Raw genomic sequence first — 25477 nt, 5'->3', positions numbered from 1 at the left:
GATCGCCCGCCTCGTCCCAAGCCTGCGAATCGAGCCGGAAAGGTCGCGGCGTTTCGGGATTCCCCCACGGTCCTTGCGAGCGAAGCGACGCAATCCAGGGCAGCGGGCCGTCTCTGAACGTGGCGCGACCCTGGATTGCGTCGCTTCGTTCGCAAGGACGACGGGGGGCCGTGAGCGATCCGGCACGACGAGGAGGATGAGGGCGAGGGTGGGGCATTGTCCGTTTCGGGCGCTTTCCAGCGATTGCCGAGGCATGCGCGTCATCCCGCATACCTACGTGCATTTTGTTTCACAATAGAATTGGCAGCGCTGCCAAACGGAGATATAGGGCCGCCAACGCCGCCCGTTGAGCGGCCCCGTCATCGGCCCGCGTGGCGGGAATTGGGGAAGGAAGACACGCCATGTCCGTTCAGGCTACCGCGGCGCCGGGGAGCGCCGCGCCGAGCGATGCGAGCTTCATCGACAAGACCTACTCCAAGGTCTTCTGGCGGCTCGTGCCGTTCCTGATGCTCTGCTACGTCGTCGCCTACCTCGACCGGGTGAACGTCGGCTTCGCCAAGCTGCAGATGTCGAAGGAACTCGGCTTCTCCGAGACCGCCTACGGGCTGGGCGCGGGCATCTTCTTCTTCGGTTACTTCCTGTTCGAGGTGCCCTCGAACGTGATCCTCCACCGGGTCGGCGCCCGCGTGTGGATCGCGCGGATCATGATCACCTGGGGCTTCATCTCCGGGGCGTTCATGTTCGTGAACTCGGAGATGACCTTCTACGCCATGCGCTTCCTGCTCGGCATCGCCGAGGCGGGCTTCTATCCGGGCGTGATCCTCTACGTGACCAACTGGTTCCCGTCGCACCGCCGGGCGCGGGTCATCACCGTGTTCATGGCGGCGATCCCGATCTCGGGCGTGTTCGGCAACCCGCTCTCCGGCTGGATCATGGACACCTTCCACCAGACCCACGGCCTGTCCGGCTGGCAGTGGATGTTCCTGCTGGAGGCGGTGCCCGCCGTGATCGTCGGCCTCGCGGTGCTGTTCTACCTCGACAACCGCCCCTCCGAGGCCAAGTGGCTCGATCCGCAGGAGCGTCAGGTGCTGGAGCGCGACCTCGCCGCCGAGGAGCGGACCAAGACCGACAGCCCGCACTCCATCGCCACCGTGTTCCGCCACGGCCGGGTGTGGTTCATGAGCCTGATCTACTTCCTGTTCGTGGCCGGCCAGTACGGCCTGACCTTCTGGGTGCCGACCATCGTCAAGGCGTCCGGCGTGCAGGGCAACTTCAACATCGGCCTGATCAGCGCGATCCCCTTCCTCGTCGCGACGGTGACGATGGTGCTGCTCGGCCGCAGCGCGGACCATTTCCGCGAGCGGCGCTGGCACCTGATCATCCCCGCCCTGATCGGCGCTGTGGGCTTCACGGTCTCGGCCTCCAGCGCGGACACCACCATCGCCATCGCGGCCCTCTCCGTGGCGGCGGGCGGCGTGCTGGCCTGCTCGCCCCTGTTCTGGTCGCTGCCCACGGCGTTCCTGAGCGGCGCGGGCGCGGCGGCGGGCATCGCCCTCATCAACTCGGTGGGCAACCTCGCGGGCTTCGCCGGCCCCTACGCCATCGGCGCGCTGCGCGACGCCACCGGCAGCACGGCGGCGGGCATGTACGTGCTGGCGGCCACCCTGGTGCTCGGCGCGGCCTGCGTGTTCGCCGTGCCGTCCCGCCTCGTGAACCGCTGAGGGCTGGCCATGACGGGAACGGCAGACACGAACCGCGTCGCGGTGATCGGCCTGGGCTCGATGGGCTCAGGGATGGCGGCCTCGCTCCTCAAGGCGGGCTTCTCGGTCGCCGCCTGCGACGTGAACCCGGAGGCGGTCGCCCGCTTCCGGGAGGCGGGCGGGCAGGCGGCGGCCACCCCCGCCGAGGCGGCGAAGGGGGCCGCGGTGGTGGTGGCGGTGGTCGTCAACGCCGCCCAGACCGAGGCGGTGCTGTTCGGCGAGAACGGCGCGGCCGCCGCCATGCCGGAGGGGGCGGTGTTCGTCTCCTCCGCGACCATGGACCCGGCCATCGCCCGGCGCCTCGCGGCCCGGCTGGAGGAGACCGGCCGGCACTATCTCGACGCGCCGATGAGCGGCGGCGCCGCCCGTGCGGCGGAGGGGCAGCTGACCTTCCTCGCCTCGGGCTCGAAGGCCGCCTTCGCCGGGGCGCGCAAGGCCCTCGATGCCATGGCGGGCACCCTCTACGAGCTCGGCGACGAGCCCGGCCAGGGCGCCGCCTTCAAGATGATCAACCAGCTACTGGCGGGCGTCCACATCGCCGCCGCCTGCGAGGCGATGAGCTTCGCCGCCAAGCAGGGCCTGGACCTTCGCCGCGTCTACGAGGTGATCACCAAGTCCGCCGGCAATTCGTGGATGTTCGAGAACCGGGTGCCGCACATCCTCGATGCGGATTACTCCCCGAAGAGCGCCGTCGACATCTTCGTGAAGGATCTCGGCATCGTGCAGGACATGGCGCGGGCTGAAAAATACCCCGTGCCGGTGGCGGCGGCCGCGCTCCAGATGTTCCTCATGGCCTCCGGCGCCGGCATGGGCCGGGACGACGACGCCTCCGTGGCGCGGCTCTACGCGCAGGTCTCGGGGGCGAAGCTGCCGAACGCGTAGGCTCGCGCGCCGTCATCGCGAGCGACAGCGAAGCGACCCAGGGCAGCGGGCCGCTTCAGACCTTGGCGCTGCCCTGGATTGCTTCGCTCCGCTCGCAATGACGGAAGCGGCCGAATGAGAAGGTTCGGAAAAAATGCCCCGCTTCGCCGCCAACCTCACCCTGATGTTCAACGAGGTGCCGTTCCTCGACCGCTTCGAGGCCGCCGCGCGGGCGGGGTTCGAGGCGGTGGAGTTCCTGTTTCCCTACGAGCATCCGCCGGAAGCCATCGCCGAGCGCCTGCGGGCGAACGGCCTGACCCAGGCGCTGTTCAACATGCCGCCGGGGGATTTCGCGGGCGGCGAGCGGGGGCTGGCCGCTCTCCCCGACCGGTTCGACGAGGTGAAGGCGGGCGTCGAGACGGCGCTCCGCTACGCCGGGGCGACGGGCGTGAGGCGCCTGCACCTGATGGCGGGCCTCGCCGACCCGAAGGACGCGAGCGCGCAGGGCGCCTACCGCAAGGCCGTGACCTATGCCGCCGAACAACTCGCCCCGGCCGGGCTCGACCTCGTGCTGGAGCCGATCAACGGCCGCAACATGCCGGGCTACTTCCTCAACGATTTCGGTGCGGCGGCGGCGCTGATCCGCGAACTGGCCCTGCCGAACCTGAAGCTCCAGTTCGACCTCTACCACTGCCAGATCCTGCACGGCGACGTCACGATGCGCCTGCGGGACCTGATGCCGATGGTGGGCCATGTCCAGACGGCGAGCGTGCCCGACCGGCACGAGCCCGGCACCGGCGAGATGGACGATGCGTTCCTCTTCGCCGAACTCGACCGGCTCGGCTACGACGGATTCGTCGGCTGCGAATACATCCCGGCGGGGAACACCGAGGCGGGCCTGACGTGGTTCGCCCCCTACAGGAAGGCTTGATCCCATGACAGACGGCAAGCCGCTCGCCCTCGGTTGCGTCGCCGACGACTACACCGGCGCCTCGGACCTCGCGAACACGCTCACCAAGGCGGGCCTGCGGACGGTCCAGACCATCGGCATCCCTGCCTCCGACCTCGCGCTGCCCGAGACGGACGCGGTGGTGGTGGCCCTGAAGAGCCGCTCGATCCCCGCCCCCGAGGCCGTCGCCCGCTCCCGCGAGGCGGAGGCGTGGCTGCGGCAGCGCGGCGCCGCGCACGTGATGTTCAAGGTCTGCTCGACCTTCGATTCGACCGATGCCGGCAATATCGGCCCCGTCGCCGACGCCCTGCGCGAGGATGCCGGCGAGGCCATCGCCCTCGTCACCCCCGCCTTCCCCGAGACGGGGCGCAGCGTCTACCAGGGCAACCTGTTCGTCGGCGCCCTGCCGCTGAACGAGAGCCCGCTCAAGGACCACCCGCTCAACCCCATGCGGGACGCGAACCTCGTGCGGGTGCTGGAGCGCCAGAGCCGCCACGGGGTCGGCCTCATCGACATGGCGACGGTCGCCAAGGGGCCGGAGGCGGTGGCCGCCCGGCTCGAGGCGCTGGCCGCCGAGGGCAAGGGCGCGGCCATCGCGGACGCCATCTTCGACGACGACCTCGAGACGCTGGGCCGGGCCATCGTGGGACGGCGGTTCTCCGTCGGCGCCTCGGGCCTCGGCCTCGGCCTCGCCCGGGCGCTGGCGGCGGACGGGCGGGGCACCCGCGACGCGGCCGGCGCCGCCGTGGGCGAGCCGGTCGGCGGCCATGCCGCCTGCCTCGCGGGCAGCTGCTCGCAGGCGACCCTCGGGCAGATCGCCGCCGCCGGGGCGGTGATGCCCGTGCTGCGCCTCGACGCCGGCCGGATCGTCGCCGACCGCGAGTCCGTCGTCGCCGAGGCCCTGGCCTTCGCCCGCGAGCGGATCGCGGCAGGCCCGGTTCTGATCGCCTCCTCGGCCGACCCCGCGGCGGTGCGCGCGCTCCAGTCCCAACACGGATCCGAGGCGGCGGGCCACGCGGTCGAAGCCGCCCTCTCGGCCATCGCCGAGGGGCTGGTCGCGCAGGGCGTGCGGCGCCTCGTGATCGCGGGCGGCGAGACCTCGGGGGCGGCCGTGGACCGGCTCGGCCTGCGGGCCTTCCTCGTCGGCCCGGAGATCGCGGCGGGCGTGCCCGTGCTGCGCACCGCCGGCCGCGCGGAGCCGATGCTGCTCGCCCTCAAGTCGGGCAATTTCGGCGGCCCCGACTTCTTCGCCCGCGCCCTCGACATGATGCGCTGATTCGCGGTTCCCAAAGGACTAAGTCCTTTGGCGGGTGCAGGGCAGAGCCCTGCGAGACCCAGGGGTTTCACCCCTGGCCTCCACCAAAGGGCTCGCCCTTTGGGACACCCAACCAAAACTCTCGGGAGGTTCTGATGCACGCCCTCATCCTCGGTGCCGCCGGCATGATCGGCCGCCGTCTCGTCGACGTCCTGGTGGCCGAGGGACGGGTCGGCGGGCAGCCCCTCACCGGCCTGACCCTCCTCGACGTCGTCACCCCCACCGCGCCCGAGGGCGTGCCCGGCCCCGTGCGTGCGGAGGCCGCCGACCTCACCGCTCCCGGCGCCGCCGAGGCGGCGATCCGCGACCGGCCGGAGGTGATCTTTCACCTCGCGGCGGTGGTCTCCGGCGAGGCGGAGGCGAATTTCGACCTCGGCTACCGGGTGAACCTCGACGCGACGCGCAGCCTGTTCGAGGCGATCCGCGCGGCGCACGAGGCCGAGGGCTACACGCCGAAGGTGGTGTTCACCTCCTCGCTCGCCGTCTTCGGCCCGCCCTTCCCGGCCGTGATCCCCGACGACCACATCCTGCGCCCCGCGACCTCCTACGGCACGCAGAAGGCCATGGGCGAGATGCTGCTCGCCGACTATGCCCGCCGGGGCATCTTCGGCGGCATCGGCCTGCGCCTGCCCACCATCTGCGTGCGGCCGGGCAAGCCGAACAAGGCGGCCTCCGGCTTCTTCTCCGGCATCATCCGCGAGCCGCTGGCCGGGCAGGAGGCGATCCTGCCCGTGCCGGACACGGTGCGGCACTGGTTCGCGAGCCCGGCGGCGGCCGTGGGCTTCCTGACCCATGCGGCCGAGCTCGATCTCGCCCGCCTCGGCACCCGCCGCAGCCTGACCATGCCGGGCGTCTCCGCTACCGTCGCCGAGGAAATCGAGGCCCTGCGCCGGGCGGCCGGCGACAAGGCCGTCGCCCTGATCCGCCGCCAGCCGGACGAGGCGGTCCAGCGCATCGTGGAGACGTGGCCGGAATCCTTCGACACCGCCGCCGCCACGGATCTCGGCTTCCGGGCGGACGCCTCCTTCGACGCGATCGTCGCGCAGCACATCGCCGCGTTCCACGGGGGGTGAGGCGCCGTCAGAGCGCGGGGGCGATATCGGTCTGCGGAAAATCGTCCCCGACGAAGAGCAGCCGCGCCCCGTGCGCCTTCGCGCAGGCATAGGCGAAGCAATCGCCGAGGTTGAGGCGCGCCGGGTGGCGGCCCTTGCCGAAGCGGGCGTGGGCCGTCAGCGCGATGATCGTCTCGGTGACGGTGATCGGCACCAGGGCAATACCGGCCTCGTTGAGAAAACTGACCACAGCCGCTTCGGCAACCGACACGCTTACGGATCGCAGGCGCGACAGGGCGAGGGTCGCTTCGAAGACCGCGAGACCGCTGGTGAGCGGCGTGGCCACCCCTTCCAATCGATCCCTCAGCGTGACGTATCCCGGCTCTTCGGCCAGGATCGCGACGATGGCGGAGGCATCGACGAACATCGCCGTCAATCGTCGTAGAGGCTGTCGTAGAACGCCTTGTCGGCCTTCAGTCCCGTTCTGGGGGTGCGGGCCAGTTCGTCCTGGATCGGCCGGATGCGCTCGGCCAGCGTCTTGCCGGTCCGCGCCAGTTCGTGCACCAAAGCGACGCGAACCGCCTCGGCCTTGCTCACGCCGGTCCGCGATGCCAATTTCTCGGCGAGCTGATCGACCTCGTCGCTGGCGATGGTGAGCGGCATGGCGGCCTCCGTGGTGCCTGGAAAAACGTAAGACCCGCCGCGCCTTGCCGCAAGCACACCAGACAGTGAAAGACCCCCGGATGACTCGCCTCGACGAGGCACGCGCCGCGCTCAAGACCACGTTCGGCTACGAGGATTTCCGGGCAGGCCAGGACGAGGTGATCGGCGCGGTTCTCGACGGCGTCGATGTGTTCGCGGTGATGCCCACGGGCTCGGGCAAGTCGATGACCTACCAGCTCCCGGCACTGGTGGATGACGGGCTGACCGTGGTGGTCTCGCCGCTCATCGCCCTGATGCACGATCAGGTGCAGCAGATGCGGGCCTTCGGCGTCCCGGCCGCGACCCTCAACTCCACCGTCACGGAGGTCGAATCGCGTGAGACGTGGAGGGGCATCCGCGACGGGACCCTGCGGCTCCTGTTCGTCTCCCCCGAGCGCCTGCTGATGAACGGCTGCATGGAGGCCCTGCGCGGCGCGGGCGTCCGGCGGCTGGCGGTGGACGAGGCCCACTGCGTCTCGCAATGGGGGCACGACTTCCGGCCCGAATACCGGGAGATCGCCCGGGCGCGGGAGGCTTTGGGGAACGTCCAGACCCTGGCGCTGACCGCCACCGCCGACGCGGCGACCCGCGCCGAGATCGCCGAGCGGCTGTTTCCCGAGGGCCGGCCCCCGCGGATCTTCGTCCATTCCTTCGACCGGCCGAACATCCGCCTGATCTTCCAGCCGAAGGACAACCCCGCCCGGCAGATCGAGCGCTTCCTGAAACACCGCCGGGAGGAGAGCGGGATCGTCTACTGCTCGTCGCGCAAGCGCACGGAGCAGCTGGCGGAGACCCTGAGCAAGGACGGGTTCAACGCCCTGCCCTACCATGCCGGCCTCGACCAGGGGACGCGGGCGCGCAACCAGGACCGGTTCCTACAGGAGGACGGGGTGGTGATGACCGCCACCGTCGCCTTCGGCATGGGCATCAACAAGCCCGATGTCCGCTTCGTCGTCCACGCCGACATGCCGACCAACGTCGAGGGCTACTACCAGGAGATCGGCCGCGCCGGCCGCGACGGGCTGCCCGCCGACACGCTGACCCTCTACGGCCTCGACGACATGGCGCTGCGCCGCCGCCAGATCGACGAGAAGGAGATTTCCGACGAGCGCCGCCGGGTCGAGCGGCGCAAGCTGGAGGCGATGATCTCGCTCTGCGAGGGGGCCTCCTGCCGCCGCCAGTCGCTGCTCGCCTATTTCGGCGAGGCGAGCGGGCGGTGCGGCCGCTGCGACCTGTGCCGCGACGGGGTGGAACTCGTGGACGGCACCGTGCCGGCCCAGAAACTCCTCTCGGCCATCGTGCGCACCGGCCAGCGCTTCGGCGCGGCCTATGTCTGCGACGTGGTGCACGGCAAGGAGAGCGAGCAGATCCGCCGCAACGGCCATGACGGGCTGAAGACCTTCGGCGTGGGGTCGGACAAGCCGGTGGCGGCGTGGCGGGCGATCCTGCGCCAGCTCTTCGCCGCCGGCGCCGTGGCCGAGAACAGCGACGGCTACGGCGGCCTCAGCCTGACCGACCGGGGCACCGAGATCCTCTACGGCCGCGAGCCGATCACCCTGCGGCCCGATCCCGAACCCAAGGCCGCGACGCGGGACCGCCGCCGGTCCGCACCCCGGGCCACGGAGGAAATGGGTCTGTCCGAGGCGGACGAGGCCCTGTTCCAGCACCTGCGCGGCCTGCGGGCCACCCTTGCGCGGGCGGAAGGCATCGCGGCCTTCATGGTCTTCCCCGACCGCACGCTCATCGAGATGGCCCGCCAGAAGCCCGTCGATCTCTGGGCGATGCGCACCATCCACGGCGTCGGCGAGCGCAAGCGCGAGGCCTACGGAGACCGCTTCGCGGAGGCGATCAAGGAGTTCCTGGGCCACACCGCGTGAGGGGGCGGCCGGATCTCCCCACCGTCATTGCTTCGCTCCGCGCGCACTGACGGACGTGGCGGTCGAGAACGGGAGAAACGAACCGGTCTCCGCTGTCTCATTCACATGAGAGACAGTGCAGATGTTGCATCGCATGACCAGATGGCACTAATCCGTCGCGATTGTCCCAGCGCCCGGTCCGGGTCCGGGTTTGCCGCTGTGTGCCTGCTCGTCGAGACCGCCGCATGTTCCGCAACGATGTCCCGATCACGCCCGAGCTCGTGGCCCAGCACGGCCTCAAACCGGACGAATACGACCGCTTCCGCGCCCTGATCGGCCGCGACCCGACCCTGACCGAACTCGGCATCGTCTCGGCGATGTGGAACGAGCACTGCTCGTACAAGTCCTCCCGCAAGCACCTGCGCGGCCTGCCGACCTCGGGCCGCCACGTGATCCAGGGGCCCGGCGAGAACGCGGGCGTCATCGATATCGGCGATGGGCTGGCCTGCGTCTTCAAGATGGAGAGCCACAACCACCCGAGCTTCATCGAGCCCTACCAGGGCGCAGCGACCGGAGTCGGCGGCATCCTGCGCGACGTGTTCACCATGGGGGCGCGGCCCATCGCGGCGCTGAACGCGCTCCGCTTCGGCGACCCCGAGCATCCCCGCACCCGCGGCCTCGTCTCCGGCGTCGTCGCCGGCGTCGGCGGTTACGGCAATTCCTTCGGCGTGCCGACGGTGGGCGGCCAAGTGGGCTTCCACCGGCGCTACGACGGTAACATCCTCGTGAACGCGATGGCGGTGGGCCTCGCGAGGCAGGACGGCATCTTCTACGCGGCCGCCGCCGGGGTCGGGAACCCGATCGTCTATCTCGGCTCCAAGACCGGCCGCGACGGCATCCACGGCGCCACCATGGCCTCGGCCGAGTTCGACGAGGGCACGGAGGCCAAGCGCCCGACCGTGCAGGTCGGCGATCCCTTCGCGGAGAAGCTGCTGCTGGAAGCCTGCCTGGAGCTGATGGCGTCCGGCGCCGTGATCGCCATCCAGGACATGGGCGCGGCGGGGTTGACCTGCTCGGCCGTGGAGATGGGCGCCAAGGGCGACCTCGGCGTCGAGCTCGACATCGAGAAGGTGCCCGCCCGCGAGGAGGGCATGACCCCCTACGAGATGATGCTCTCGGAGAGCCAGGAGCGGATGCTCATGGTGCTCAAGCCCGGCATGGAGGCGGAGGCCGAGGCCATCTTCGTGAAGTGGGGCTTGGACTTCGCGGTGATCGGCAAGACCACCGACACGCTGCGCTTCGTCATCAAGTGGCACGGCGAGACGGTGGCCGACCTGCCGATCAAGGAGCTCGGCGACGAGGCCCCCCTCTACGACCGGCCGCACATCGCCAACACCCACCAGCCGGTGATCGCGGCGGGCGAGGTCGCGGCCCCCGCCTCCCTGGCCGACGCCCTGGCGCGCCTCGTCGCCTCGCCGGACCTCGCCTCGAAGCGCTGGGTCTACGAGCAGTACGACCACTTCATCCTCGGCAACACCGTGCAGAAGCCCGGCGGCGACGCGGCCATCGTGCGGGTCGAGGACGGGCCGAAGGGGCTCGCCATCACCTGCGACGTCACCCCCCGCTACTGCGAGGCCGACCCGGTCGAGGGCGGCAAGCAGGCGGTGGCCGAGGCGTGGCGCAACATCACGGCGGTGGGCGGAAAGCCGCTGGCCATCACCGACAACCTCAACTTCGGCAACCCGGAGAAGCCCGAGGTGATGGGCCAGCTCGTCGGCTGCCTGCAGGGCATCGGCGAGGCCTGCCGGGCGCTCGACTTCCCCGTCGTGTCCGGCAACGTCTCCCTCTACAACGAGACCAACGGCGTCGGCATCCTGCCCACCCCGACCATCGGCGGCGTCGGCGTGATGGACGACGTCACCCGGCACGCGACCATCGCGATCAAGCGCGAGGGCGACACCCTGGTGCTGATCGGCGCGGGCGAGGGCTGGCTCGGCCAGTCGGCCTATCTCGCCGTGGTTGAGGGCCGCGAGGAGGGCGCGCCGCCCCCCGTCGACCTCGCCCTGGAGCGCCGCAACGGCGACTTCGTGCGCGGCCTTATCGCCTCGGGCACCGTGGACACCGTCCACGACCTGTCGGATGGCGGCCTCGCCGTGGCGCTCGCCGAGATGGCGATGGCCGGCGGCATCGGCGCCGCGCTCCCTGAAGTGCCGGTGGACCTGCCCGCCCACGCCTACCTGTTCGGCGAGGATCAGGCCCGTTACCTCCTGTCCGTCCCGCCCGAGACCGCGACGGACCTGCTCACCGCCGCCTCGGCGCAGGGCATCGACGCCGCCGTCATCGGCATCACCGGTTCGGACCGCCTGACCCTGCCGGGCGGCGAGACCATCGCCGTCGCCGCCCTGCGCGAGGCCCACGAGGGCTGGATGCCGGCCTACATGGCGAGCCAGCCCGCCGCCCCCGCCGCCTGAACGGAGTTCGAACCCATGCCGATGGATGCCCGCGAGATCGAGCGCATGATCGTCGAGGCCCTGCCCGACGCGAAGGTCGAGATCCGCGACCTCGCCGGGGACGGCGACCACTACGCCGCGACCGTGCTGAGCCACGCCTTCAAGGGCAAGACCCGCGTGGCCCAGCACCAGATGGTCTACGGCGCCCTCCAGGGGCGCATGGGCGGGGTGCTCCACGCCCTTGCGCTGACGACGGGCGTCCCGCAGGATTGAGCACAACGCAGTTGAAATCCACGCCCGACCGTCACTAGATCACGGATACGGAACAAGGATCGAGATCCCATGACCGACGCCAACACGACCATCCAGAACGAGATCGCCTCCCAGGACGTGGTGGTGTTCATGAAGGGCACGCCGCAGATGCCGCAATGCGGCTTCTCGGGGCAGGTGGTGCAGATTCTCAACTACCTCGGCGTGCCGTTCAAGGGCGTGAACGTGCTGGCCGACCAGAGCATCCGCGAGGGCATCAAGGCTTTCTCAAACTGGCCGACCATTCCGCAGATCTACGTGAAGGGCGAGTTCGTCGGCGGCTGCGACATCACCCGCGAGATGTTCCAGTCCGGCGAACTGCAAACCTTCCTGTCCGAGAAGGGCATCCCGGTGAAGAGCGCTGCCTGACAAATCGGGGTGTCCAGAGGGCGAGCCCTCTGGCGGATGCAGGGCGGAGACCTGCGGATGTCCAGGGGCTCCGCCCCTGGACCTTCCCTCAGATCCAGGCGCGCTTCGTCGCCACGATGGTGCGAGCACCGGCATGTTCGGTGTCCGGGTTGCGCGGCTCGCGGAAGCCGGGGGCGCGGCCATCGACGAGGTAGACGAGCAGGGTGAGGACGAGGGTGATCTTGATACGCATGACGACGCCTGAGACTTAAGCGTCGCTGTGTAGAGTGGATCGCTTTTGAAGGAATTGCTGCAGCGCACATGGCGGTCGCGGTCGTGACTGTTTTTGTCCCGCCATCCTTAAGGGATGCTGGCGGCCCGGCTGCGGCGGGCCTCACGGGTTAACGAATGCGGATTCTCGGCCTCGCTCTGGCGGTCTCGCTGGTCACGGCCCCGGCCCTGGCGGCCGGGGGAGAGGCGGATCTCGCCGGCGAGGCGACGATCGGTACCGAGGCGCGCCACGTCGCCCTGCACCTCGCCTGCGACCCCGCCCATGCCGGGCTCTCGGCGGCGCTGACGGTGCCGCGCTTCGCCGACCTGACCGCCCGCTTCGCCTTTGACGCCTTCGAGGGGCCGAGCGGCACGACCAAGCCCCTCACCGCCCTGCGCCTCGTCGGCCCGAGCGGGGTGCGCACGGTGATCGCCCCGGCCAGCGGCGCGGTGGCGGCCGATCCCTCGACCAGCTTCACCCTCACCGTCGCCGCCCCCCGGCGCAGCGAGAACCCCCTGCGGGCGGTGGCCGCTGGCTTCGCCCAAGCTGGGACGCGGATCGTCTGGACGCAATCGAGCCCGCGGGCGGGGGACGCTTCGATGGTGGCGACCTTCACGGTGAGCGATCCGGCGCCGCTGCGCGCCGCGCTGGAGCCGTGCTTTGGGCCGTGAGGCCCGCCACCATCGCGACGCTTATCGTCATTGCGAGCGAAGCGAAGCAATCCAGGGCAGCGCGACCTGACCGAACGTGGCGCAAACCTGGATTGCTTCGCTCCGCTCGCAATGACGGAGCGGTGGGTGCTGCCTAGCTCACCTCCACCTGCGCCACCCCCGGCATCGCGCGCAGCATCCCCGCGAGCTGCGGCGTCGCCTGGTAGCGGCCCGGCAGGCGGATCTCCACCTCGCGCTCGCCGCCGTCGAGGCGGAGCACCAGGGACACCTCCCCCTCCCCGCGCATGGTGAGGCGGCTCTGCACCGCCTGGATGCCGCGGGCGTCGTCGAGGTGGATGCGCATGCCCTTCTGGAAGCGGGCCACCGCCGCGTCGAGGGGTTCGACGGTCATGATCCGGGCGCGGACGTCCTCGCCCTCCAGGTTCGCCTGCAACTGGAGCACCAGGGGGCGGCCGGGCTCCAGGGTGTCCCGGTAATGGGCGAGCCCCTCGGAGAAGATGATCGCCTCGAAATGCGCCGTCCGGTCCGAGAGGGTGACGATGCCCATCTTGTTGCCGGTCTTGGTGCGCCGCTCGGCCCGGTCGAGGACGGAGGCCGCGACCCGGCCGACGCTCGTCGTGCCCGCCCGCACCGCCCGGCAGAAATCCGCCCAGCTCTGCACCCGCAGCTTGTCAAGAAGGTCGCCGTACTCGTCGAGCGGATGGCCGGAGATGAAGAAGCCGATCGCCGCGTATTCGCGCTTCAGCGTGTCGGCCATGGGCCATAGCTCGTGGGCCGGGATGCGGAGCGACACGTCCGCCGAGGCGACGCCGCCGAACATGTCGGCGACGCCCGTCGTCTCCGCCTCCACCGCGCTGGCGGCGAGCCGCATCATCGGCTCGACGGCGGCGAAGGCCCGCGCCCGGTCCGGCTCGATGCAGTCGAGCGCGCCGGCCTGGACGAGGCTTTCCAGCGTCCGCTTGTTTACGAAGCGCGGGTTCAGGCGCCGGGCGAGGTCGGCGAGGTCAGTGAAGGGTGTGTCGCCCCGCGCCTCCACCAGCGCCCGCACTGCCTCGCGGCCGACGCCCTTGATGGCGGCGAGCGCGTAGAAGATCCGGCCCTCGCGCACCTCGAACACCTCGCCCGAGGCGTTGATGGAGGGCGGCTCGACGACGATCTTCAGGCGCTGCGCGTCCTGGCGGAATTCGGCGAGCTTGTCGGTGTTGTCGATGTCCAGCGTCATGGCGGCGGCCAGGAACTCGACCGGGTGGTTCGCCTTCAGGTAGGCCGTCTGGTAGGTCAGCAGGGCGTAGGCGGCGGCGTGTGACTTGTTGAAGCCGTAATCGGCGAACTTGGCCAAGAGGTCGAAGATCTCGTTGGCCTTGGCCTTGGTCAGGCCGCCCGCCTCGCAGCCTTTCACGAAGCGCTCGCGCTGGGCGTCCATCTCGGCGCGGATTTTCTTGCCCATGGCGCGCCGGAGCATGTCGGCCTCGCCGAGCGAGTAGCCGGCGAGCACCTTCGCGATCTCCATCACCTGCTCTTGGTAGACGATGATGCCGAAGGTCTCGCGCAGCATCGGCTCCAGCTTGGGGTCCGGATACCACGACATCTCGTTGCCCGCGTCGCGGCCGAGCTTGCGCTCGCAGTAGACGGGGATGTTGGCCATCGGGCCCGGCCGGTACAGGGCCACCAGGGCGATGATGTCCTCGAACCGGTCCGCCTGCATCTCGCAGAGCGCCTTGCGCATGCCGGCCGATTCCACCTGGAACACACCCACCGTCTCGCCCCGGCCCATCGGCTCGTAGGTCTTCGGGTCGTCCAGCGGCAACGAGGCGAGATCGATGTGGATGCCGCGCTGCTTCAACAGATCGGTGCAGCACCGCAGCATCGTGAGGGTTTTAAGTCCCAAGAAATCGAATTTGACCAGCCCGGCCTGCTCCACCCATTTCATGTTGAACTGGGTGACGCGCATCCCCGTCTTCGGGTCGCGGTAGAGCGGGACCAACTCTTCCAGCGGCCGGTCGCCGATCACCACGCCGGCGGCGTGGGTCGAGGCGTGGCGGTGCAGCCCTTCGAGCTTCTTGGCGATGTCGATGAGGCGGCCGACGATGGGCTCCTCCTCGATCGCCTGCTGCAGCTTCGGCTCGCCCTCGATGGCCTGGGCGAGGGTGACGGGGTTGGCCGGATTCTGGGGCACGAGCTTGGTGAGCTTGTCCACCTGCCCGTAGGGCATCTCCAGCACGCGGCCGACATCGCGCAGCACGCCCCGGGCCAGCAGGGTGCCGAAGGTAATGATCTGCCCGACCTGCCCCTCGCCGTAGCGCTCCTGCACGTAGCGGATCACCCGCTCGCGGCCCTCGACGCAGAAGTCGATGTCGAAATCCGGCATCGACACGCGCTCGGGGTTGAGGAAGCGCTCGAACAGCAGGCCGAAGCGGAGCGGGTCGAGGTCGGTGATGAGCAGCGACCACGCCACCAGGGAGCCGGCGCCGGAGCCGCGCCCCGGCCCCACCGGGATGTCGTGCTCCTTGGCCCACTTGATGAAGTCCGACACGATCAGGAAGTAGCCGGGGAACTTCATCGAGACGATGACGTCGAGCTCGAAGGCGAGCCGCTTGCGGTAGTCGTCCTCCGAGAAGCCCGGCGCGGTGCCGTGCTGTTGCAGGCGCAGTTCGAGCCCGGCCTCCGCCTGGCGGCGCAGCTCGGTCGGCTCGTCGGAGGCGATGGCCTGGGCCACGTCCCCCGAGGCCTGCGCCAGCGCCTCGGCCATCGGCGCGGCCTCGCCTGCGGCGACCCGCGAGAAATTCGGCAGGATCGGCTTGCGGGTGCGCGCGCGGACGGCGCAACGCATGGCGATCTCCACCGTCGCCGTCAGGGCGTCGGGCAGGTCCGCGAACAGGGCGGCCATCTCGGCGCGGGTCTTGAAGTGGTGGCGCGGGGTGAGCTTCCGGCGCCGGTCGTCGGAGACGATCCGCCCGTCCGCGATGGCGAGCAGGGCGTCGTGGGCGTCGTAGTCGTCGGGCTTGGTGAAGTAGGTCTCGTTGGCCGCCGCGATGCCGAGGCCGTTCCGGTCCGCGAGATGCAGCAGGGCCGCCTCGATCCGCGCCTCCTCGGGCAGGCCGTGGCGCTGGATCTCGACGTAGAGATGGTCCTCGCCGAAGGCCCGTTTCAGGCTCTCCAGGCGACTGGCGGCGAGTTCCGGGCGGCCGGCCCGGAGCGCCGCGTCGAGGGGGCCCCCCGCCCCGCCCGTCAGCGCGATGAGCCCGGCCGCGTTGTCGGCCAGGGCGGCGGCAGCGACCCGCGGCGCCTCGCCCAGCGGCGAATCGAAATAGGCCCGGCTCGCCAGCCGCAGCAGGTTGGCGTAGCCCGCCTCGTCCTGCGCGAGCAGCACCACGCCGTGGTAGGTCGGCAGGGTCCGGCCATGCGGGTCGGCGGCCTCGAAGGCGACCGAGAGCTGGATGCCGGCGATGGGCTGCAGCCCGTCCTTGGCCGCCTTCTCCGAGAATTCGAGCGCCCCGAACAGGTTGTTGGTGTCGGTGAGCGCCAGCGCCGGCTGCCGGTCGGCCACGGCGGCCTTCACGAGGTCGCCGACCTTCACCGCGCCTTCGAGGAGCGAATAGGACGAGTGGACGTGGAGGTGGCAGAAGCCGACCTCCTTCAGGTGACGTGTCATGTCCGGCCTTGTTCGGGAGCCGGGAGGATCGTCCCGCCGCGCCCCCAAGTCGATGTGGCCCGCTTGCCCCCGGGGAGCTTTTCCACCGCTCGTGCCCCGTTCGCATCACCCGCGCCGCCGGATCAGGGAAATCCGGCGCGGAGGCCGGGTTAGCCTGTGGACAACCCGCTTTTCGCGGGAACCGGCCCACGCCCGGGGAGAGCCCGTCAACGGATCGGCGCCAAGGCTACCGCCCAGGCCCCGACGGCGCCGAACAGCATTCCGAACGCCATGAGCTCCGCCACCCCGGTCAGGAACATCCGCTTGCCCATCGCCGCCTCCCGTCTTGTCGGGGGCGATTATGTTCTTGTTTTGTTCTATTGGAAGTGGCGATTTGAGCTGCGCGGCGGCGGTGTGGGGAGATGGTCAATGAAGGGTTAGCGCGCTTGCCCCTCTCCCCGCAGGCGGGGAGAGGAGAAGGGCGGCCACTTCGGAGGCAAAGACGCCCCGCCTACTCCTCACTCCAGCGGCAGGATCTGCCCGTCCTGGATCGTCACCCGCCGGTCCATGCGGGCGGCGAGGTCGAGGTTGTGGGTGGCGACGAGGGCGGCGAGGCCCGAGGCCCGCACCAGCGACATCAGCACCGAGAAGACGTGCCCGGCCGTGACCGGATCGAGGTTGCCGGTGGGCTCGTCGGCCAGCAGCAGGCGCGGGCCGTTGGCCACGGCGCGGGCGATGGCGACGCGCTGCTGCTCGCCGCCGGAGAGTTCCGCCGGGCGGTGGGACAGCCGCTCGCGCAGGCCGAGGAAGGTGAGGAGTTCCGCCGCCCGGGTCTTCGCCTCGTCGCGCTTCAGGCCCCGGATAAGCTGGGGCATGGTGACGTTCTCCAGGGCGGAGAATTCCGGCAGGAGGTGATGGAACTGGTAGACGAAGCCCATCTCCTCCCGGCGCAGGCGGGTGCGCTCGGCGTCGGCCATGGCGGCCGTCGGGCGGCCGCCGATATAGACCTCGCCCCCGTCCGGCCGTTCCAGCAGCCCGGCGAGGTGCAGGAGGGTCGACTTGCCGGCGCCCGAGGGCGCCACCAGGGCGACGAGTTCCCCCGGCCAGATCGCGAGGTCGGTCCCGCGCAGGATCTCGAGGGCGCCCTCGGCCTGGGCGTAGCGCCGCTCCACCTGCGCGAAGAACAGGGCGGGCACCGGCTGGTCGCCGACGGCAGGCTGGGGGCCGGAACTCATCGTGAAGGGCCTCAGCCGTAGCGCAGGGCCTGCACCGGATCGAGCCGGGCGGCGCGCCACGAGGGATAGAGGGTGGCGGCGAGCGACAGGAGCAGCGTGGTGATCACCACGGCCACGATCTCGCGCGGGTTCATCTCGGCGGGGATCTCGGCGAGGAACCGCACCGTGGGGTCCCAGGCGCCGGGGAAGAGGAAGCGCTGGATCGGCTTGATGTTGAGGGTGATGACGACGCCGAGCGCCAGCCCCGACAGCGTCCCCACCACGCCGATCAGCGCGCCGTTGATGAGGAAGACGCGCATGATCGTACCCGGCGTCGCCCCCATGGTGCGCAAGATCGCGATGTCGCTGGACTTGTCCCGCACCAAGAGGATCAGGCCGGAGACGATGTTGAGCGTCGCCACCACCACGATCAGGCTGAGGATCAGGAACATCACGTTCCGCTCGACTTCGAGGGCGCCGAAGAAGGTGCGGTTGCGCTGGCGCCAGTCGGTGAGGAGCAGAGGCCGCTCGGCCGCCATCTCCAGGGGCTCGCGCATCTCGCCCACATGGTCGGGATCGTCCACGTAGATCTCGAGCAGCGAGACGTCGCCCTCGCGGTTGAAGAAGGTCTGCGCCTCGGTGAGCGGCATGAAGACGAAGGTCTGGTCGAACTCGGTCATGCCGACCTCGAACACCGCCTTGACAGTGTAGCTCTTGGTGCGGGGCGCCGTGCCGAAGGGGGTCGAGGCGCCCTTGGGCGTCGAGAGGGTGATGGTGTCCCCGGCCTGGAGGCCGAGGGAATCGGCGAGTCGCTTGCCGATCAGCACGCCGGTCCCGTCGTCGAACCCGTCCAGGGTGCCGCCGCGGACCGAGGTGGTGACCGAGCCCAGCGTGTCGAGATCCTGGGCGCGCACCCCGCGCACGAGGACGCCGGAGCCGCCGTATTGCGAGGAGGCGAAGGCCTGTCCCTCCACCAGCGGCACGGCGGCCTTCACCCCCGCCACCTTGGACAGGCGGTCCGACAGGTCCTGCCAGTCGGTGAAGGAGCGGTCGATGGGCGTGGCGAAGAGGTGGCCGTTGATGCCGACGATCTTCGACAGCAACTCGGCGCGGAAGCCGTTCATCACCGAGAGCACGATGATGAGCGTGGCGACGCCCAGCGCGATGCCGAGCACCGAGAAGAAGGCGACCACCGAGACGCCGCCGCCCCGGCGGCGGGCGCGGAGATAGCGTCCGGCCAGGATCCACTCGAACGGCGCGAAGGGCGGCGTGCCCGCCCGGAACGACGCCGCCGTCTCCGCCGCGAAGCCGGCCGCGCGCTCCTTCAGCCGTTCGAACGTCTCGCGCCCCGCCATCGGCCCGCCTAGACGCGCCGGATGCGGGCGAGCAGGTCGACCGCCGCGAGGCTCTCGCGCTCGCCGCCGGCCCGACGCTTCAGCTCGATCTTGCCCTCGGCCAAGCCCTTCGGCCCGACGATCACCTGCCAGGGCAGGCCGATCAGGTCGGCGGTGGCGAACTTGGCGCCCGGCCGCTCGTCGCGGTCGTCGTAAAGGACGGAGAGGCCGGCGGCCTCGAGCTCGCCCTGGATCTTCGCGCAGGCGGCATCGGTGCCCGCCTCGCCGACCTTGAGGTTGATGAGCGCCACATCGAAGGGAGCCACCGCATCCGGCCAGATGATCCCCGCCTCGTCATGGGAGGCTTCGATGATCGCCGCCACCAGACGGCTCGGGCCGATGCCGTAGGAGCCCATGTGGACCGGCCGCTCGATCCCGTCCGGCCCGGCGACCTTGGCGCCCATGGGCTCGGAGTACTTGGTGCCGAAGTAGAAGATGTGCCCGACCTCGATGCCCCGGGCGGAGAGGCGGCTCTCCTCGGGCACCTCGGCGAAGGCCGCCTCCTCGTGCATCTCCTCCGTCGCGGCGTAGCGGGAGGTCCAGGCGTCCACGAGGCCCTGGAGGCCGGCGACGTCCTCGAAATCCACCGTCTCCGGCGGGATGTCCATGGCGAGATACGCCTTGTCGCAGAACACCTCGCTCTCGCCGGTCTGCGCGAGGATGATGAACTCGTGGGAGAGGTCGCCGCCGATCGGCCCGGTATCGGCCCGCATCGGGATCGCCTTCAGGCCGAGGCCGGCGAAGGTGCGCAGGTAGGCGACGAACATCCGGTTGTAGGCGTGGCGGGCGCCGGCCTGGTCGAAGTCGAAGGAGTAGGCGTCCTTCATCAGGAACTCGCGCGAGCGCATCGTGCCGAAGCGCGGGCGCACCTCGTCCCGGAACTTCCATGAGATCTGGTAGAGGTTCTTCGGCAGGTCCTTGTAGGAGCGCACGCTCGCCCGGAAGATCTCGGTGACCATCTCCTCGGCGGTGGGGCCGTAGAGCATCTCGCGCTCGTGCCGGTCCTTCAGGCGCAGCATCTCCTTGCCGTAGGCGTCGTAGCGGCCTGATTCCCGCCAGAGCTCGGCCGATTGCACCGTCGGCATCAGGATCTCGACGGCGCCGGCGCGGTCCTGCTCCCGGCGGATGACGTCGCAGACCTTGTTCAGCACCCGCAGGCCCAGCGGCAGCCAAGCGTAGATGCCCGCCGATTCCTGGCGCACCAAGCCGGCGCGCAGCATCAGGCGGTGGGAGACGATCTCGGCTTCCTTGGGCGTCTCGCGCAAGGTCGGCAGGAAGTAGCGGGAGAGACGCATGATCGTTCTGTGCGGAAGCCTTGCCGGGCGAGGGGGCCGGGAGAGGGGCGCCGGGCTGGGGCACACAACACATCACTGTGGCAAAATACAAGCGGCGGACCACAACGAGACCGGGCAATCGCCCCCGTGCCCCGGCGAGGGCGGATTGGGGCGGGAATGGGATGGTTCCTCGCTTTCGGCAAAAAAGCGCAGATTTTTCTCGGCCCCCCGGTGACAGCACGCATTCTTGTTCCTATAAGCGTGCCGCGATGTTTGCGACGCCCCGCGGGGCTGGCGCAAGGTCCGAGTCTCGGGAGGAAAAACCGGCCACCACGCAGGCAATGCGTCGGGCAAACCAAGGCCGAACAACTAGCGCTTCAAAAGCAAGGCCTTCACGGCCTTGCTTTTTTGTTTGCGCATTGCAGCAATCAACTTGGCCGGGGGGGTTGCGCGCGGCGCGTCGTATCCCCCGCGCGCACCTACCCCCAGGTTGTATCGCCGGACGGGGCCGTCCTCAGCGGACGGCGGTGTCCGACAGCTCGCGCGTCCAGCAGAACGCGGAGATCCGGGCCCCCTTCTCCGTGGAGAAGGCGTAGGGCGAATGGCGCAGGGCCGAGCCGTCGGGACGGCGGATGACCCAGCGGAAGCTCGGGGCGAGGCCGTCGCAGGGCACGATTTCAATGGTGTGGGAGCGGGAAGCGATCGTCTGCATCATGCGAAACTAACGTTCGCAACCGCGAAATGGTCCCACGCAAAATGCTGACCCCGCGAGATCGGTGTCACATGCTTACCACATCCCTGCGCCGATTGGTTCGGCAAGGATAAGCTGCCACACTCTGCCCGAACGCCTCCTCCATGACTGCTTCCACAGTCAGACAGGGAAGGCGAACCGATGAGCAACCGGAGGCAGGCGGAGGACGCGACAATCGTGGCTTTTCCGGCTCTCCTTTCGCCGGCCGTGGCCGACGAGAGCGTGGCGTCGGTGATCGAGGTGCTGCAGGATCAGCTCGCTTTGGCCCGCGAGGGCAAGCTCCGCTCGGTGGCCGTCGTCTCGGTCTCCTCCGACGGCGAGGCGATCGGCACGCAATGGTCCTGCCGCAAGGGCGACCTCACGAGCCTGATCGGCAAGCTGACGGTCCTCACCCACGACATGATGGCCTCCCGCGAGTAGGCGGCCGGCCCGTTCCCCACGGACGGCGAGAGCCCCGCCCGGTCCAGGCCGGCGGGGCTCTTGTCGTCTTGGGCGCCCGCGCGCAAGGGGAGCCGGGGCGATGCCCCCTCCCCCGCGCCGTCAGCGGAGGAGGTTGGAGGGCGCCGGCGGGTTCGCGTTGAGCAGGGTGATCGTCACCCGCCGGTTCGACGCGATGTAGGGATTGTCGGGGAAATACGGCTCGGTGTCCGCGCGTCCGACCACGGCCGAGAAGTTGTCGCTGGGGACCCCGGCCCCCGACAGGATCTCGCGCACCGCGAGCGCGCGGCCGGCGGTGAGGTTCCACGGTTCGCCGGCCTGGACCGAGCCTGTGCCCGGCCGCGCGGTGGAGGTGTGGCCGGTGATCGTCAGCCGGTTGGGCAGGCGGCGCAGGGCGGGCGCGATCGCCTCCAGCACGCGCCGGGTGCGGTCGTAGGGATCGACCGAGCCCTCGCGGAACATGGCGCGGCCGTTCTCGTCCACGAGGGAGACGTTCACGCCCTCCCGGGTCGGCTCGATGAGGATGTTGTGCGACAGCTCCGCGATGTCGGGCATCGTCTGGAGCGCCTGCCGGAGGCTCGCCATGGCGCTGTAGTTGATTTCCGCGTTGACGGCTTGGCGGCCCGCATCGGGGTCGCCGGCTTGGCCCGGACGGGCCTTGCGCGCCTTGTCCTTCTGCTCGGCGGAGCCCGTCTCCGTGTCGCGCGGCTTGGCCGACTTGTTGCCCGAGGAGTCGAGGGCGGTGCCTTGCAGCATTCCGCCGGCGCCGCTGGTCGTGGCGCTCAGGGAGGCCGGGGCGAAGTATTCCGCCAAGCCGACCTTCTGCTCCTGCGTCGTCATGCTGATCAGCCACATCAGCAGGAAGAAGGCCATCATGGCGGTCACGAAGTCCGCGTAGGCGATCTTCCAGGCCCCGCCGTGGTGGGCGTGGCCCCCCTTCTTGACCTTCTTGATGATGATCGTGGACATGGCGTCCCTGCTTGCGGTGGGGTCAGGCCTGGGCGGGCAGTGCGGCGGTGGCCTCCTCGACCTCGTTGAAGGTCGGGCGGACGTCGCTCATCAGGGACTTGCGGGCGAATTCGATCGCCATCACCGGCGGCTGGCCGCCGATATGGGCGAGCAGGCCCGCCTTGAGGGACAGGTAGTACTTGGACTCGGCCTCGAAGAGGCTCCTGAGCGACTGCGCCATCGGCCCGAAGAAGCCGTAGGCCACGAAGACGCCGAAGAAGGTGCCCACGAGGGCGCCGCCGATGAGGTGTCCGAGCACCTCCGGCGGCTCCTTGATCGCCCCCATCGTCTTGATGACGCCGAGCACGGCGGCGACGATGCCGAGCGCCGGCGTGCCGTCGGCGAGCGACTGCATGGCCGAGACGATCCGCTCCTGCTCCTGGTGGTGCGTCTCAAGTTCCTCGTCCATCAGGACTTCGATCTCGTAGACGTTGTTGACGCCCAGCGTCACCATCCGCATGTAATCGCACAGGAATTCCACCGCGTGGTGGTTGCCAGCGAAGGTCGGGAAGGCGTTGAACAGCGCCGACTCGCCCGGGTTCTCGATGTGCGGCTCGAGGGCCATCGAGCCCTTCGACTTCGCGAGCTTGAACAGCGAATACTGCATGCCCAGCAGTTCGAGATAGCTCTGCTGGTTGTACTTCGGGCCCTTCACCAGCGTGCCCAGCATCCGGGGCACGGCCTTGAGCACCGGCCCGATGTTGCCGATCACGAAGGCGCCGATCGCCGCCCCGAGGATGATGACGAACTCGTACGGCTGCCAGAGCACCTCGAGGTGGCCGCCCATCTGCGCATAGCTGCCGAAGACGCAACCGAAGACGATCAGTGTGCCGACGATCAGCCGCATGATTTGCGATCCTTGCCTGGCGGCAGGTTCAGCCCGCGCGAAGCTACCAATGAGCCGGTAAATTACTGATCAAGGTTAACAGCGAGTTTAGCGGGCCGCCGGAAAGGCCCGCGATGGGGGCGGACGGGCGGCGGGACGGTGCGGCCGTGGCCCCCTCGATCGCCTCGCCTCGTCCGCGACGACGGGAGAGCCCGTCGCCCCCGCCGCGTGCGAGTCCAGCGCGTCGCGCCTGGATGCAAAATACGGTCAAAAATCACTCAAATGGATTCATGACTTGGAATCTCAAGACTGAACGTCGCAGTCTTGCAGGTGACTAGTTCGATTTGCATTCGTACCAGTATAAAATTCAAAGCATTCTTGTTTAGGAAGTTTGGCGGTACTTGAAGGAGCAAGCTGGAGATCGAAGCGACGGCTTGCTCGAAGGTCCTCGCGCGCCAGCGGGGTTCGACGTCAAGACCTGGAAGGGGTGGGCGGCGATGGGATCACTGAACGGCGGCGATCTCAATCAGGCTCGGACATCCGGTAAGCTGGGGTCCGGCTCCGATTTCGCGATCCGTGGCCGCGCGATGCTCGCCGGCGGGACGGAGTTCCCGTGCCGGGTGCAAGAGATCAATCTGAAGTCGGCGGAGTTCATCGCCACCGCCCGGGTCGAGGTGGGGCAGGTCGTCGTCTGCTCCCTCGATTACATCGGCATCCTGCCGGGCAGGATCTCGACCCTGACGCGTCGGGGCTTCATCCTCGACTTGCGGATCCCCGAGGACCGTCGCGGCCGCGTCTCGGCCCGGCTCGACTGGTATGCGAAGCGGCGCCTGCAGCAGGCCGAGTTGCGCGGCGCCCCCCGCATCGTGCCGAAGCATCGCGCGGTCGAGGTGCGGCTCGGCGAGAACATCCTGATGCCCGGCACGATCCAGGACATCTCGCTGTCCGGGGCCGCGATCGACCTCGGGACCGACGCGTTGCCGTTCGTCGGCTCGCGCGTGCGGGTCGGGGCGCGCTACGCCACGGTGGTGCGGTTGATCCCACGGGGCATCGCGGTCCAGTTCGCGGAGCCCTTCGCCGCCGATTCCTTCGCCGATTGGGTACGCCCCTGATCGGCGGACGAACCGGCCGCCCGAAGCTCACCGAGCGTAGTGCGGATCGCCGCAACGGCGACGCCGGCCCCATGCCCGGCACCCGACGCAGGAGCGGAAGCAGAAAAGCCAGACGGTCGAGGATGTTGTTGAGGTGATGGCTCCCCGAGCAGTTAAGCCATAAGCGAGCGCTGCCAACACGTTAGCTCCCGCACCGAGGTGAGCGTGGGCCATTCACGGCAAACGGCAATTTTCGACGCCTCCCGCACCGCACCGAGCTTCCCGTGGCCGGAGGAACGGTCGTAGCTCTGTCTAAGAGCCTTTTACAAAACTCCCGCTGCGCCGTTGTGGCCGGAGGGGAAAACTCCCGGCTGTCGGGAGTTTTGTGAGGAGCTCTAAGAAAGGGATGTCGTGATCGGCAAGCAGGCCGTCGCTGCTGGGTTAGCCGGAATATTCCCGCAGCAGTGCAGGAGGCCGGTCTCAACGACTTGTCTCTGCTCGTCCTGCGTTTCGTCGGGGCTAGCGCATAACCGAAAAGCCTGGGGGAGTCGGGGTGGCTGCTTGCCCTCTCGATGAATGTCAGAGTTGGGTGGATTTCCGCCCGTCCGCTCCCGAATTGGAAATGGAGGAAGCGGACGTACTTGAGGCGTTGGGTCGCAACCTAAGAAGAAGGCTTCATCCGCAGTCTGAGCCAACAGCCCAGCAAGCTCGGAAATAAGTATAGATTAAAATTCAATTGCCGGTAAAATTCTGCCAGTGAAGATGGAGTATCATCCGATATATCACTGTACAATTTGAAATCAGGAAGGGCGGTATCTTGTGCCCAAACCACGGGAACACATAGGACAACAATCAAGCACAGCATCCATAGCGGAATGCGGCCAAATATAGCAGCTGAAATGTACGCAACACATCCTGCCAGAATAATTGCCCCTGAGAAATGGATTATAAGAAAAATTATACCAGCTATTGCACTCATTAATGGAAGGACTGTAAGGGCGTGCAAGATGGAGCGATGTGGGTTTGCTTTAAGGATATCGGTTATCAATATCTGATACATGCCCCACGCAACAAACGTCAGCACAAAGAAAAACGATCCGAATAGTAGAAATGTTGCTGCGGCTTTTGCTGGGCTTATTTGTTGTTGCATGTGATAGGTTCCCAGTCAGCGCATTCGCGCGGACCCTGCCTCAAGCGGCGCTCTGTTTCTACCCCGAGCCGAAGTTCCCGGGGGGCTGAAGGCCGGCCGCTTTGGAGAAGCTCCGACAGTGATCCTGGCGGCTGAGTTGGGTCGCTACCGGACTGG

The 25477-nt window shown here is 68.9% G+C and carries 23 protein-coding genes; 12 read left to right on the top strand and 11 right to left on the bottom strand.

All coding sequences use genetic code 11. The features are described from left to right. Window positions 1-401 precede the first annotated feature (401 nt). The 5 genes from MFF06_RS17460 to denD all read left to right on the top strand — a co-directional run bounded on the left by MFF06_RS17460 (window position 402) and on the right by denD (window position 5958). Window positions 402-1721, top strand: coding sequence for an MFS transporter (locus tag MFF06_RS17460; RefSeq protein ID WP_238206268.1), 1320 nt, complete (start codon window positions 402-404; stop codon window positions 1719-1721). A gap of 9 nt (window positions 1722-1730) precedes the next feature. Then, window positions 1731-2642, top strand: coding sequence for an L-threonate dehydrogenase (ltnD, locus tag MFF06_RS17455; RefSeq protein ID WP_238206266.1), 912 nt, complete (start codon window positions 1731-1733; stop codon window positions 2640-2642). 133 nt (window positions 2643-2775) lie between these two features. Then, complete coding sequence (gene otnI / locus MFF06_RS17450) at window positions 2776-3552, top strand: 2-oxo-tetronate isomerase (protein WP_238206264.1); 777 nt, start codon at window positions 2776-2778, stop codon at window positions 3550-3552. 4 nt (window positions 3553-3556) lie between these two features. After that, the gene (gene otnK, locus MFF06_RS17445) at window positions 3557-4846 is read left to right on the top strand and encodes a 3-oxo-tetronate kinase (protein ID WP_238206262.1); all 1290 of its coding nucleotides are present in this window, start codon (window positions 3557-3559) and stop codon (window positions 4844-4846) included. A gap of 134 nt (window positions 4847-4980) precedes the next feature. Next, complete coding sequence (gene denD, locus MFF06_RS17440; RefSeq protein ID WP_238206261.1) at window positions 4981-5958, top strand: D-erythronate dehydrogenase; 978 nt, start codon at window positions 4981-4983, stop codon at window positions 5956-5958. Window positions 5959-5965: 7 nt separating this feature from the next. Here the strand turns inward: denD and MFF06_RS17435 are convergent, their stop codons facing one another. Continuing rightward, entirely contained in the window at window positions 5966-6364 is a 399-nt protein-coding gene (locus tag MFF06_RS17435) for a type II toxin-antitoxin system VapC family toxin (protein WP_238206260.1), read from the bottom strand. A 5-nt stretch (window positions 6365-6369) separates the two neighbouring features. After that, window positions 6370-6600 carry a type II toxin-antitoxin system VapB family antitoxin gene (locus MFF06_RS17430; RefSeq protein WP_238206259.1) on the bottom strand — a complete coding sequence of 77 codons (231 nt, stop codon included), beginning with the start codon at window positions 6598-6600 and terminating at the stop codon, window positions 6370-6372. A gap of 80 nt (window positions 6601-6680) precedes the next feature. Between MFF06_RS17430 and recQ the strand changes: the two genes are divergently transcribed. The 4 genes from recQ (at window position 6681) to grxD (ending at window position 11623) form a co-directional block, all read left to right on the top strand. Further along, window positions 6681-8516, top strand: coding sequence for a DNA helicase RecQ (gene recQ, locus MFF06_RS17425; protein WP_238206258.1), 1836 nt, complete (start codon window positions 6681-6683; stop codon window positions 8514-8516). 224 nt (window positions 8517-8740) lie between these two features. Further along, entirely contained in the window at window positions 8741-10966 is a 2226-nt protein-coding gene (gene purL / locus MFF06_RS17420) for a phosphoribosylformylglycinamidine synthase subunit PurL (protein WP_238206257.1), read from the top strand. A gap of 15 nt (window positions 10967-10981) precedes the next feature. Next, a complete protein-coding gene (locus tag MFF06_RS17415; protein WP_238206256.1) occupies window positions 10982-11218 on the top strand; it encodes a BolA/IbaG family iron-sulfur metabolism protein in 237 nt (78 codons plus the stop codon). 69 nt (window positions 11219-11287) lie between these two features. Further along, entirely contained in the window at window positions 11288-11623 is a 336-nt protein-coding gene (grxD, locus tag MFF06_RS17410; protein WP_238206255.1) for a Grx4 family monothiol glutaredoxin, read from the top strand. A gap of 88 nt (window positions 11624-11711) precedes the next feature. Here the strand turns inward: grxD and MFF06_RS17405 are convergent, their stop codons facing one another. After that, window positions 11712-11855: a hypothetical protein gene (locus MFF06_RS17405; protein ID WP_238206253.1), complete on the bottom strand. Its 144-nt coding sequence runs from the start codon at window positions 11853-11855 to the stop codon at window positions 11712-11714. A 155-nt stretch (window positions 11856-12010) separates the two neighbouring features. Between MFF06_RS17405 and MFF06_RS17400 the strand changes: the two genes are divergently transcribed. Continuing rightward, entirely contained in the window at window positions 12011-12544 is a 534-nt protein-coding gene (locus MFF06_RS17400) for a hypothetical protein (protein ID WP_238206251.1), read from the top strand. A 133-nt stretch (window positions 12545-12677) separates the two neighbouring features. Here MFF06_RS17400 and dnaE read toward each other — a convergent pair whose 3' ends face one another. From dnaE to MFF06_RS17375, 5 genes are all read right to left on the bottom strand, one after another. Then, complete coding sequence (gene dnaE, locus MFF06_RS17395; protein WP_238206249.1) at window positions 12678-16196, bottom strand: DNA polymerase III subunit alpha; 3519 nt, start codon at window positions 16194-16196, stop codon at window positions 12678-12680. 497 nt (window positions 16197-16693) lie between these two features. Continuing rightward, window positions 16694-17410 carry an ABC transporter ATP-binding protein gene (locus MFF06_RS17390; protein WP_238206247.1) on the bottom strand — a complete coding sequence of 239 codons (717 nt, stop codon included), beginning with the start codon at window positions 17408-17410 and terminating at the stop codon, window positions 16694-16696. A gap of 11 nt (window positions 17411-17421) precedes the next feature. Next, on the bottom strand, window positions 17422-18744 hold the full coding sequence (locus tag MFF06_RS17385; RefSeq protein WP_238206245.1) for a lipoprotein-releasing ABC transporter permease subunit: 1323 nt from the start codon (window positions 18742-18744) through the stop codon (window positions 17422-17424). Window positions 18745-18752: 8 nt separating this feature from the next. Next, on the bottom strand, window positions 18753-20078 hold the full coding sequence (proS, locus tag MFF06_RS17380; RefSeq protein ID WP_238206243.1) for a proline--tRNA ligase: 1326 nt from the start codon (window positions 20076-20078) through the stop codon (window positions 18753-18755). A 493-nt stretch (window positions 20079-20571) separates the two neighbouring features. Next, a complete protein-coding gene (locus tag MFF06_RS17375) occupies window positions 20572-20772 on the bottom strand; it encodes a hypothetical protein (RefSeq protein ID WP_238206240.1) in 201 nt (66 codons plus the stop codon). A 177-nt stretch (window positions 20773-20949) separates the two neighbouring features. Here MFF06_RS17375 and MFF06_RS17370 point away from each other — a divergent pair, with 177 nt between their 5' ends. Next, on the top strand, window positions 20950-21228 hold the full coding sequence (locus tag MFF06_RS17370; RefSeq protein ID WP_238206238.1) for a hypothetical protein: 279 nt from the start codon (window positions 20950-20952) through the stop codon (window positions 21226-21228). 120 nt (window positions 21229-21348) lie between these two features. On the opposite strand, the gene MFF06_RS17365 is transcribed toward MFF06_RS17370, so the two are convergent. Together MFF06_RS17365 and motA are read right to left on the bottom strand one after the other, a co-directional pair. Then, window positions 21349-22215 (bottom strand): flagellar motor protein MotB, encoded by an 867-nt coding sequence (locus MFF06_RS17365; protein WP_238206236.1) that lies wholly within the window; start codon window positions 22213-22215, stop codon window positions 21349-21351. Window positions 22216-22237: 22 nt separating this feature from the next. Continuing rightward, window positions 22238-23101: a flagellar motor stator protein MotA gene (motA, locus tag MFF06_RS17360; protein WP_238206234.1), complete on the bottom strand. Its 864-nt coding sequence runs from the start codon at window positions 23099-23101 to the stop codon at window positions 22238-22240. Window positions 23102-23700: 599 nt separating this feature from the next. Between motA and MFF06_RS17355 the strand changes: the two genes are divergently transcribed. Beyond that, a complete protein-coding gene (locus tag MFF06_RS17355) occupies window positions 23701-24192 on the top strand; it encodes a PilZ domain-containing protein (protein ID WP_238206231.1) in 492 nt (163 codons plus the stop codon). A 640-nt stretch (window positions 24193-24832) separates the two neighbouring features. Here MFF06_RS17355 and MFF06_RS17350 read toward each other — a convergent pair. Further along, window positions 24833-25321, bottom strand: coding sequence for a hypothetical protein (locus MFF06_RS17350; RefSeq protein ID WP_238206225.1), 489 nt, complete (start codon window positions 25319-25321; stop codon window positions 24833-24835). Between the last annotated feature and the right edge of the window lie 156 nt (window positions 25322-25477).

The sequence above is a fragment of the Methylobacterium aerolatum genome, from assembly GCF_022179085.1.
GTDB lineage: Bacteria > Pseudomonadota > Alphaproteobacteria > Rhizobiales > Beijerinckiaceae > Methylobacterium > Methylobacterium aerolatum.
Note: the sequence above shows the minus strand (reverse complement) of the source record. Positions and strands in the feature narration are given on the sequence as shown.